12 protein-coding genes are annotated in these 10,187 nt (G+C 38.3%); all 12 read right to left on the bottom strand.

Annotation, left to right across the window (positions count from 1 at the left end):
* Nucleotides 1-758 (bottom strand): amino acid permease (locus tag ACH0QE_RS13390; RefSeq protein ID WP_415801127.1); only part of this gene is annotated, 758 nt, incomplete at its 3' end.
* 113 nt (nucleotides 759-871) lie between these two features.
* Nucleotides 872-1,219, bottom strand: coding sequence for a hypothetical protein (locus tag ACH0QE_RS13385; protein WP_415801126.1), 348 nt, complete (start codon nucleotides 1,217-1,219; stop codon nucleotides 872-874).
* A gap of 127 nt (nucleotides 1,220-1,346) precedes the next feature.
* The gene (locus ACH0QE_RS13380) at nucleotides 1,347-2,177 is read right to left on the bottom strand and encodes an ABC transporter permease subunit (RefSeq protein WP_415801125.1); all 831 of its coding nucleotides are present in this window, start codon (nucleotides 2,175-2,177) and stop codon (nucleotides 1,347-1,349) included.
* Entirely contained in the window at nucleotides 2,170-2,502 is a 333-nt protein-coding gene (locus tag ACH0QE_RS13375; RefSeq protein ID WP_415801124.1) for a hypothetical protein, read from the bottom strand. Before ACH0QE_RS13375 ends, ACH0QE_RS13380 begins: the two co-directional genes overlap by 8 nt.
* Nucleotides 2,499-3,080 (bottom strand): ABC transporter ATP-binding protein, encoded by a 582-nt coding sequence (locus ACH0QE_RS13370; RefSeq protein WP_415801123.1) that lies wholly within the window; start codon nucleotides 3,078-3,080, stop codon nucleotides 2,499-2,501. The genes ACH0QE_RS13375 and ACH0QE_RS13370 overlap by 4 nt, the downstream gene beginning before the upstream one ends.
* A 414-nt stretch (nucleotides 3,081-3,494) precedes the next feature.
* Nucleotides 3,495-4,841, bottom strand: coding sequence for an ABC transporter permease (locus tag ACH0QE_RS13365; protein WP_415801122.1), 1,347 nt, complete (start codon nucleotides 4,839-4,841; stop codon nucleotides 3,495-3,497).
* A complete protein-coding gene (locus tag ACH0QE_RS13360; RefSeq protein ID WP_415801121.1) occupies nucleotides 4,831-5,529 on the bottom strand; it encodes an ABC transporter ATP-binding protein in 699 nt (232 codons plus the stop codon). Before ACH0QE_RS13360 ends, ACH0QE_RS13365 begins: the two co-directional genes overlap by 11 nt.
* Before the next feature lie 100 nt (nucleotides 5,530-5,629).
* Entirely contained in the window at nucleotides 5,630-6,151 is a 522-nt protein-coding gene (locus ACH0QE_RS13355) for an RNA polymerase sigma factor (RefSeq protein ID WP_415801120.1), read from the bottom strand.
* Between the two features lie 67 nt (nucleotides 6,152-6,218).
* Nucleotides 6,219-8,174 (bottom strand): DUF6449 domain-containing protein, encoded by a 1,956-nt coding sequence (locus ACH0QE_RS13350; RefSeq protein WP_415801119.1) that lies wholly within the window; start codon nucleotides 8,172-8,174, stop codon nucleotides 6,219-6,221.
* Nucleotides 8,149-9,048, bottom strand: coding sequence for an ABC transporter ATP-binding protein (locus ACH0QE_RS13345; protein WP_415801118.1), 900 nt, complete (start codon nucleotides 9,046-9,048; stop codon nucleotides 8,149-8,151). The genes ACH0QE_RS13350 and ACH0QE_RS13345 overlap by 26 nt, the downstream gene beginning before the upstream one ends.
* The gene (locus ACH0QE_RS13340; protein WP_415801117.1) at nucleotides 9,023-9,430 is read right to left on the bottom strand and encodes a GntR family transcriptional regulator; all 408 of its coding nucleotides are present in this window, start codon (nucleotides 9,428-9,430) and stop codon (nucleotides 9,023-9,025) included. Before ACH0QE_RS13340 ends, ACH0QE_RS13345 begins: the two co-directional genes overlap by 26 nt.
* 433 nt (nucleotides 9,431-9,863) lie before the next feature.
* Nucleotides 9,864-10,187 (bottom strand): GNAT family N-acetyltransferase (locus tag ACH0QE_RS13335; RefSeq protein WP_415801116.1); only part of this gene is annotated, 324 nt, incomplete at its 5' end.

Genomic DNA, 10,187 nt, shown 5'->3' with positions numbered 1-10,187 from the left:
ATGATTACTAATAAAATCAGCATGATGACTCCAGCTTTTGGGGCATCTTCTTTATTTTTCAGCCTAGTTGCCATCAGGCCGATTACTTCTATTCCTCCATACGCGTAAAAAGCGTAAATCAACGATGACCAGAATCCCTTTAAGCCCTCAGGAAACAGTTTCTGTGGAGATTTTGGCACCAATACTTGCTTGGTATCAAGATTAAACAAGCCAAATATAGCGGCAGCAGCTATTAGAATGAACATAATAATGGCGGCAGTTTTAATGATGGCTAATAAATCTTCTACCTTGTCAAATCCCTTATTCCCAGTAAGGACAACACCGATCGAGAGGAAAGCATAACCAGTAGCGAAAAGCCACAAAGGTATGTTTGGAAACCAGAATTGTGACAAAATTGAAAGAGCAGTAAGCTGGCTTCCCATAATCAGGATATTGGAACTCCAATAATTCCAGCCACAGCTGAATCCAGCCCATTGACCATAGGCCTTCTTAGCATAATAGCAAAACGAGCCATCCTGTGGATCTTCTGCTGTCATTTTTGCCAGTAAATTATAAACCACGTATGTACCGATTGCGGCAAGGATGAAAGAAAAAACGATAGATGGCCCCGTAATTTTAATACCAATTGCAGAACCGAGGAAAAAACCGGTACCAATCGTACACCCAACACCAATCAGTGACAGTTGCCACCATTTCAAATCTCCTTCATTGGAGCTATTTCCACATCCCGACTTTGATGATGGCAGAAAAAAATCCATTGTTTTACCCCCTTCCTCAACAAGTATTATCATTCGAGAATCAACTGCATTTTATGTATTGAACCATCAGGCATGAAAAAAAGTCGAATCCCAGGGAATCGACTTTTCACATTTTATTTCTTGTTCTTTTCTGATTCAGAGTCATTACTTAGTCCGGTCATCGTCCGATACATCTGGGTGTACATACTTCCTTGCACGATGTTTTCCAGGAAAAATTCACCTATGAGCTTTTTATATTCCTCGTCCTCAAACATTTTTTTATTTTGAAGCTCCATTTCTGCCAGTCCTTCATATGTGGAAATCAGTGCATAAGTATGGTCTTCACCAGAAATCGGCGATAAGAGTTCCACCTTGTGGTCATATTGTTCGTTACGGAAATTTTGGATTAATCGTAAGTTTTTGATGCCATCTGGAAATTTATCCTGTTTCATTTCAAAAGTTTGAATTACAATAACTGACATATCCTATCCCCCTGTAAAATAACGATAGGATTAGATTTTTCCATTGTTAGACTATCTATACATTTGCCAGATTAATCTTGTTTTAAATATCCTGACTACTTTACTCTCCAGCCCACAGAAAAATTATTTATATTTGCTTTTCAAATAAAATATTGCGATCGTTGTATTTAGTCATCATTTTTAATAAAATAAAATTTAAAATTAAGATGATGACACCTATTACAGCAAGTAAAAATGGCTTGATGACAAGAAATCCGGTTGCCTGACCTATGAATAGAACCATAATTGGCAGGATTAAGATCCCCCCAAGCTGCTGAGCCTCTTGGAAGCCCTTTGCCCTGGCAGATATAAATACATTCACCAGGATAGTAAATATTGTTATCATCGGGGTTACCCAGAACATCAGGGTGAGCCAGTTTGCATTAGGAAAGATGAAATAACCAAACATATTGTAAGTCATGCTTACAGTTATAAATCCAAATAGGAAGAAGCTTACCCATGTAATAATAATTGATGGAATGAATGCGGCAAGTACCTTGCCTATAAATAACTCCTTCACAGTAATTGGAGAAAACAAAAGGGTTTCCATTGTTCGTTTTTCCTTTTCACCAACAAAGCTATGAAGCGCAATCATCATCGCATTAATCGTTGGGATTAGTAAAAAGATCGAACCAAGCAGATAATTGACAGTAACGACAATAATTTGATGTTTTATGCTTGGAAGACTGGCTATCGATTCCCCACTCTTTGTGTCTTTAAGACCATGTACCACCTTATTCACTAAGTCAATTAAATCTGGTGACGAAACAGGTAAATTCTTTACCAAAAGAATAAAAGCTAACGGAAAAATAACCGAAAAAATCAGCGGCAATAAGATTAACCCTAACCATACCTGAGCCGAGCTAGTTATTCCTCTTATATCTTTAGCAGCTACAAGCCATATCAATTTTTTATTCATTTACCCCACTCCTGATTTTAAAATATAAGGATTCCAAATCGTTATTTTCAATCTCCACATGATGTACCCAAAATTCACTGATTATTTTTTGAAGCAGTGGGGTTATATGTTCACTTGAAGGCAATAAAAATTGCAATGTATTTTTATCTTTTATTAATACTCGATAACCGCCCCAGTGAGCTTCAACAGGCAACAAATTTGTAATAACTTTCAATTTAATTTGGCTGACATACCTTTTTTGAAGTTCACTTATTGTGCCAAAGTCAGTTATTTTTCCATCATTGAGAAAAAAGTATTCCTTACAAACATGTTCGAGTTGGCTCAAAATATGTGAACAAAGAAATATAGTCGTACCTTCCGTTCATTTAAATCCTTGAGAAATTTAAGCACCAGATTTATCCCCTCAGGATCCAGTCCATTCGTAGGTTCATCGAGAAAAAGGAGTTTAGGCTTATGCAGGATCGCCTTGATGATCCCCAACCTTCGTTTCATTCCTGTACTATAAGCACCAACTTTTTTATTCATATGCTCTTCAAGTTCAAATTCCTCCAGAAGAAGGTGGATTTGCTTTAAATCAAATTTTCCATATAGCTTGGAAAAGAAGATAAGATTATCAAGTCCTGACATTTCATGATATAAGCCAGCATTTTCAGTTAAAATACCTGTTGCCTTTCTAACTGTATCTCCATCGATTCCGGGATCCATGCCGAGAATTGACAGCTTTCCGTCTGTCTGGTTGATGACACCGTTCATAAGGCGGATCATAGTTGTTTTCCCGGAACCATTTGGGCCAAGAAGCCCTACAATATCCCCTTCTTTTACATTCATAGATACGTTGCTAAGTACCACCTGTTCACCGAAATGCTTTGAAACTCCATCCAGTTCGATTACACTTTGCGTCATAATGCTACCCCCTGTTTACTTACCCTTTTCTCATAAGACGGCCAATATTGAAAAACGTTCAATCAAGTTTTAGTTTGTTTTTTGGAAGTTGAAAAGTCAGATGGAGAATTTGCCTTTGTTCACCTCTTATAATGACAATTGCTGGCTCATTTTACAGCCAAAAAAAGGACCAGTATTTACGACTGGTCCTTAACCTTATAATTATTATCAATAACTAGCTCTATTGGTGACCTGTTTTTCCAAAAACTTGATTTTTCGGGCTCCAATAGGCTTCATTGGTGACCTGTTTTTCCATAATCTTGATTTTTCGGACGCCAATAGGCTTCATTGGTGACCTGTTTTTCCATAATCTTAATTTTTCGGGCGCCAATGGGCTACTATTAGTAACCGGATCCCCCGCTAATCGAAAGTTACTTATACTTCCCTTCTCATTGCCTGGAGGACATCTACTTTCGTTGCTCGCTGTGCAGGACGCAGTCCGGATAGAATCGTAACAAGGTAGCAGATGGTAAAACTGATGATTGGCAAGGTATATGGAATATGGCTGAATATCAGGCCTTCTGGCGGTTCTTCACCGAATGCCTGCTCTATGATCAGCGGCAGTCCGAAATTCACGATGAAACTGATGGCATAAGCGACAAGAGTTCCGATTGCTGCTCCGATTAGCCCAATATAGCTGCTTTCAAGGAGGAAAATCTTCTTGATTGTCTTTGGATTAGCGCCAATCGCCTTCATAATACCGATATCAGGTGCCCTTTCGGTAACAGCCATAGTCATTGTGTTGTAAATTCCTATCGATGCAATAATGATTGCAATAGTACCTATAAAAATCAATCCTGCTTTAACAATCATGAACATGACGTTTACATCCTTAAGCTCATTTATGACCGAATAGGATGGATAACTATTTTCATCTAATTCAGTAGTAATGTCTTTTACTGATTCCATATCTTTGGCATATATTTTCACTTGATCATATTGATCTAGAGGGATATCTGGCAGTTCCATGTCTGGATTGTTAGGGTCCTTCATCATTCCGCGTGGAGTACCTGTAAACTCCTCAACCTGCTTTAGCACTCCTTCAGAAACAAATACTACATTGTCATAAACCCATTCCTTTGTTGGTTTCTTTCGGATTCCTACAACCGTTACTTTCAATGGCTCTTTTATCTCTTTTCCATCTTCGAACTTAATGACATTCATAAAAATTTGCTTGCCAATCAAATCGCCTTTATATCGGAATTCTTCTTTTATTTGTCCCTGCTCATCATACAGTTCATCTGACAATTCTCTATTTGGCCGAAGGTTTTCTACAAAATGGTAGCCAACGACCACTTCATTTTCTGCTTTTGGAAGCCGGCCTTCCGAAAGTTCGAGTCCTGCTTTTGTTTCAGATGGCATATGGGCAACTACCGCCTGGGCATCTGTCTGGTGTTCGTCCACATCGAACATATAATTCTGCAAGTTCTTCCGTCTTGTTACAGCCTTTACATCGCCAATTTTTTCAAAGTAGGAAATATCTTCATCCGTCAGCTGTCTGAAGCCTTTATTCGACTCCTCTTTTCCTGGGACCTCAATTTCTGTCACAATCCTTCTTTCCAACGTTTCTTTTACGATGGATTTATGGAGACCAAACCCCACCGAAGCAAGCACAATCAGGAACGCCACGCTCATAGCCGTGGCTAGTATGGTCATAAACAACCGAGTCCGATTCTTTTTCATATTTTGCCTGACGAATTGAAATTGATCTTTAAGCCTCATTTGCCAATACCTCCTCAACAACTTTGCCATCACTTAATTCAATGGTACGATGGCCAATCTGGGCAACTTTATCATCATGAGTAATGATTAAAAATGTAATGCCAAGCTCTCTGTTTAATTTAATGATGAATTTGAGTAAATCTTCTTCTGTTTCCGAGTCAAGACTGCCGGTCGGTTCATCTGCAAGAATGATTGGCGGATTGACAATAAGTGCACGGGCGATGCTTACCCTTTGCTGCTGACCTCCTGAAAGTTCGCCAGGATAATGATCCTGATAGTCAGATAATCCCACCATACCAAGGATTTCATTTGTTCGTACTTTCCTTTCTTCCTCTTTGACTCCCTTTAAGATTAGAGGCAGTTCTACATTTTGATAGGCTGTCATGCTAGGGATCAATTGAAAGCTTTGAAAAATGAATCCCAGATGCTGAATCCGGAAGTCGGCAAACTTTGTTTCGTTTAATGTAGATGTTTTGATTCCATTGATCATGATTTCTCCTTCTTTTGGCCTTATAAATCCGCTGACAAGGTTAAGGAGTGTTGATTTTCCTGAACCGCTTCTGCCTACAATGGTTACAATTTCTCCTCTGTTCACTTTAAAAGAAACATCCTTCAACACTGGAATTATCGTTTTTCTCCCTTTTTTACCGATTTCGAATTCGTGGCTCAAATTATTGATTGATATCATTAACGCACCTCTTCTTCAAAATATTTGAATAAATTATATTTTTTACCATTAATTAAGCCGAAAAAAAAAGGCGATTGGTTTAATCGCCCAAATAGATCCATTAGGCTGGGTACTTCTCTGACATAACTTTTTTCAATTGTTTTCGAGCTCTGTGGAGACGTGTTTTGACTGTCCCTGATTTAATATTCAATTTGCAGGCAATTTCATCTTCTTTTAATCCGTATTGGAACCTCAATACCAACACTTGCTGGTACTCACTCGTCAGCAAGTACAGCATATGTTGAATTTCTTCTTTAAACAGGATGATTTCGACTTCCTTTTCTAGCGATTGGTTGTTATCATAATCACTGAAAATTTGTTCCATAATGCTCTGGTCAGATGGAAGCCATTTCCTTCTTTTCTCTGCCCGCAAATAATCAATTGCAGTCCTTGCCGCGATTGCTGCTAACCATGAACCGATTTTATGCGTATCTATGATGGTATCTGCCTTTTTATATGCCTTTATAAAAGTCTCCTGGACTACATCTTCTGCTAGATGTCTGTCTTTAGTAATGCTGAAAGCAATTTGACAAAGCTTTCTCCCGTGGATTCTATAAAGCTCGTCAAAATCAATCTTAGCCATATCCATCCCCCTTGCCCTGTAACTAGCTTTTGCAAGCTTCACTGCTTACAATCTTTGTCTAGTGGTTTTACTTAAAATGCTCCTTGATAAATGCTGGTACATCTTTATCGCTAAATGTACGAATCTCTTTGTGATTCCCTGCTTTGTATACGAAAATAGCGGTATACGGTGCTTCATTAAACCAGCCATAACCTGCGTTCTCTATCGAAGAGAGCAATTGGTCATGTTCACTCAGTTTAAGGGCATTTTTATCGTTCATAATACGATTAATTATTTCTTCTTCAGGATATTCCTTGAATTGTTCCTGTTCGATTGAATCATTTGTTACGACAACATAGTCTATATCATCAGGTGTCACAATTGCTTCTTTCAGCATGTCGTTTTCCTCCAGCCATGCGATGAAGCTTTTATATGAATGCTTTAATTCAATATGGTCATAATCGTTTATGCCTGACATAATTTCAATCGATGATGTGTTACCTACTGTATAATAATCAATTGAAAAAGGTTCTTGCTCAATTTCCTTCTTCAGGATTGCAATAGCCTGGTTAATTTTTTCCTTATCGGTAATTGTCAACGGGCTATCAGCTATCTGTTTGTTTATTCTAATAGAGGTAATGTCATCTGTATTCATCTTAAAAATAGGCTGGTGTGCATGCTTGTACTCCACTGATTCAAATATCTCTCTCATTTTGGGCTCGTAATCAAATCGATCGATGGTGTACTGGCGTACCAGTTTATCTCCATTTTTCAATTCATAAATAAAGAGAGCAAATTCCTGTGATTCCATTCCTTGTTCATTCATTTCTTCATTATTAATGATACTCTCATGGAACTTTCGGACAGCCTCAATATTTTCTTGCTGGTATAGTGGTTTTGGAGCAAGTCGATCATCCGCGTCCATATAAACGCGATTCGCGTAGGTGACACTTTTAATCTCATCTAGAGCAGGCACTTTTTTCTCGTATGGAGCGAACGCTTGAGTGATAAGGATCAAGACCACCATCGCAACCGCAAAATATCCAAGGCCTTTTACTTTTCCAAAGACCCTCCATGTTTTCTGAAGAACCATTTCGGCAGCGAAGTATCCGATGATCCCTCCAGCTGTGTATCCAAATATCAACCAGGCAAATTTATTCTGCATTGCATCGAAATACATGCCACCTAGAAGCATCATGCAGAAAGCAACTCCGTATTTAAAAACTACTTTTAAACCATTAAAAGCAATAGCCTCCGAAGCTGCTTCTATTTTCCTTTTTTTATAGATAAATAGGGACAGGACATATGAGACCAACACAAAGACTGAATATAAGAGAACTGCCTTCATAGATATTGACTGGCCCTCTAAAATAGTCAGATGAGAAATAGGTGAAAGATATTCTATATTCCTGAACTGATAATAATCACTAGGAAAACCATATAACATAAGTCCAAGATTATAGATAACCAGCAGAGTGAATCCAGCCGGAAACAGAAGCATGATGTAAGTCAAGACTCCCTGGACCACCGAAATTCCTGTTACCATTGCTATAAAAACTCCTGACAGGTAAAATACAGCGTTAAATATCAGGACGATTCCTGTCCATCTGAAAATATCCTGTATCTGGAAATATAAATTCAGGTCATACACACTGTGAATTAAAGCAGTAGCTATCGCAATCAGGATGACCGGAATAATCAGAAACAGAAAGCCTGACAGTGTATAAAAGTGGAAAATATCCTCCCGTTTCAATGGCAGACTATGGATTAAATCTGCTGCCTGCTTCACATGCAGGAAACGATAAAGAAAAATTGCCATAACAACTGGTACTGTAATAAACATGATGAACTGTATCGCAAAATTGAAATCAAACAATCTTTCCACCGGCATGAAATCGCGGTAGTTTTCACCGGAATACAGCATCATGATTCTTAATGGTATTGCGAAAAATAAAGCCAGGAAGTAAATGACGGATATCCAGCCGACGTTTCTTCCAACCTGGAGTACCATTTCTTTGTTAAACAATGATGTTTTTGATTGCATAGCCGATATCCCCCATTTCATATATAAAAATCTCCTCTAATGTCAATGGGAGGATATCAAAAATAACAGGATCAGTTTGATCGATAACCTTCTCGATCTCATCCTCTTTCCCCCTGATAATACATACCATGACACTTCCCCTTCTCTCGCAGTGGAGCATTGCCAGTTGATTTTCAAGGTGCTTCGGTGTTTCTCCCTTATAAGCTACCTGAACCTTATGTATATCAGATTTGAGGTCATCAAGGTCTTTTTCCAAAAGGAGTGACCCCTGATGTAAAATTCCAATATGGTCGCAAATATCTTCAATTTCACGCAAGTTATGGGATGATATCAAAATCGTCATTTCTCTGTCTGCGACATCCTGTATCAATAGGTTTTTAACCTTTTTCCTTGCCACCGGATCCAATCCATCCATGGGCTCATCAAGAATCAATATTTCAGGCATCGTCGATAAGGCGAGCCAGAAAGCAGCTTGTCTTTGAATTCCCTTTGAAAAGGTATGTAATTTTTTGTTCATGCTGAAGCCGAATACTTCGACTAATTTCATAAATCTTGCTTCATTCCATGAAGGGTAAATGCTTTTATAGAAATTCGCCATCTGCTTGACTGTATACTGAGGAAAGAAATATGGCTGGTCGGATATATAAAATATCTTCTCTTTTAAGACTTGGTTTTCAAAGACCGCAGAACCTTCCAAAAGCACCTTCCCAGAATCCTGGTTATAAATTCCAGCAAGCAATTTAATGATGGTTGTTTTACCTGCACCATTCGATCCAATCAAGCCGTATATTGAGCCTTTATTTATAGTCATATTGACGTTTTTTACAGCCTCGTGTTTTTCAAATGTTTTATTGATCTCGATCATTTGAATCATCTTGCCCGCTTCCCCCTTTCAAGCCATCAATGTTTCCAATCATCTCCCGCAACTCTTCAGCAGTAATGCCCAGGTACAATGCTTCCTGTAACAGTTTTTGCAGATCTTGCTTCACCTGCAGTATTTTATCTGCATCCTTGCCAGGGTCCATCGCATTGACAAAACTCCCCTTGCCTTTTAATGAATAAATGAATCCCTGAACCTCAAGCTCTCTATATGCCTTTTGGATTGTATTTGGGTTTATTGTCAATTGCTGTGCCATCTGACGCACAGAAGGCAATTGTTCATCAGGTTTGAGCACTTCATTAATGATCAGCTCTTTCATCTTATCTACCAGCTGCTCGTATATCGGTTTTCGGCTCCTCAGGTCAAGCTCAAACATAATGACCCCCTATCTGTACTAAGTGTACTATTATTATTAATACAGTTAAATTATATGTCAACCACTTCCAAAAAGATAGGGGATATTTTCTTAATAATTTCTTAAGAGAAATTAAGAAATCGATTACTAAATCATAACGAAGGGTTAAATAACAATGGTTAAATTATCTATTTAGTGTAATTTTACACAAATAATAAGTGTGTCCACAAGGTTTTTAGAGAAAAATAATTCGACAAAATAAAAAGCGCAAGCGCCTCGTTCAGCTCCGACAAGCGCTGGAGGGCCTGACTTGAAGTCGTTCTTTGACTTCATTGGCAGGACCGAAGCGACTCGAAGGGCTAAGCGCTGGAGCTGGATTAAGAAGACCTATATAGTTATCCTCAACAAAATAATTTTATTATTTCCTGGTATAAAAAAAACACCCTAGCGTTAGCTAGAGTGCTAATTTATAGTAGATAAAATCGCCATTTTCTTCAGATTCGTTTTGAAAAAGACATCTATCTAAAACCTTTTGGGTTGTTATATTATTTCTGGTCGTTTTCGCCCGTAATTCTTTCAGGCCCATATTCTTAGTTTTTGATATAAGCATTTGCAGCCCTTTGACAGCAGCTCCTTTGCCAGAGAATTGTTGTCCTACCGGATAACCGATACTGCCTGATTTAGTCACCCAGTCAATATCGACAAGGTTCATTCGACCGATGATTTGTCCATTTTCTTCTTTGATTAAATAAAACAGAGACCTTCTATCATCCTGTTC

Origin of the sequence: Mesobacillus sp. (genome assembly GCF_047739415.1) — a bacterium.
In the GTDB taxonomy this organism is placed as follows: domain Bacteria; phylum Bacillota; class Bacilli; order Bacillales; family Cytobacillaceae; genus Mesobacillus.
Note: the sequence above shows the minus strand (reverse complement) of the source record. Positions and strands in the feature narration are given on the sequence as shown.

Bases quoted from the DNA above. Each gene is read 5' to 3' on its own strand.
- ACH0QE_RS13385 (WP_415801126.1), bottom strand. From the start codon at position 1,219: ATGTCAGTTATTGTAATTCAAACTTTTGAAATGAAACAGGATAAATTT.
- ACH0QE_RS13380 (WP_415801125.1), bottom strand. From the start codon at position 2,177: ATGAATAAAAAATTGATATGGCTTGTAGCTGCTAAAGATATAAGAGGA.
- ACH0QE_RS13370 (WP_415801123.1), bottom strand. From the start codon at position 3,080: ATGACGCAAAGTGTAATCGAACTGGATGGAGTTTCAAAGCATTTCGGT.
- ACH0QE_RS13365 (WP_415801122.1), bottom strand. From the start codon at position 4,841: ATGAGGCTTAAAGATCAATTTCAATTCGTCAGGCAAAATATGAAAAAG.
- ACH0QE_RS13360 (WP_415801121.1), bottom strand. From the start codon at position 5,529: ATGATATCAATCAATAATTTGAGCCACGAATTCGAAATCGGTAAAAAA.
- ACH0QE_RS13355 (WP_415801120.1), bottom strand. From the start codon at position 6,151: ATGGCTAAGATTGATTTTGACGAGCTTTATAGAATCCACGGGAGAAAG.
- ACH0QE_RS13350 (WP_415801119.1), bottom strand. From the start codon at position 8,174: ATGCAATCAAAAACATCATTGTTTAACAAAGAAATGGTACTCCAGGTT.
- ACH0QE_RS13345 (WP_415801118.1), bottom strand. From the start codon at position 9,048: ATGATTCAAATGATCGAGATCAATAAAACATTTGAAAAACACGAGGCT.
- ACH0QE_RS13340 (WP_415801117.1), bottom strand. From the start codon at position 9,430: ATGTTTGAGCTTGACCTGAGGAGCCGAAAACCGATATACGAGCAGCTG.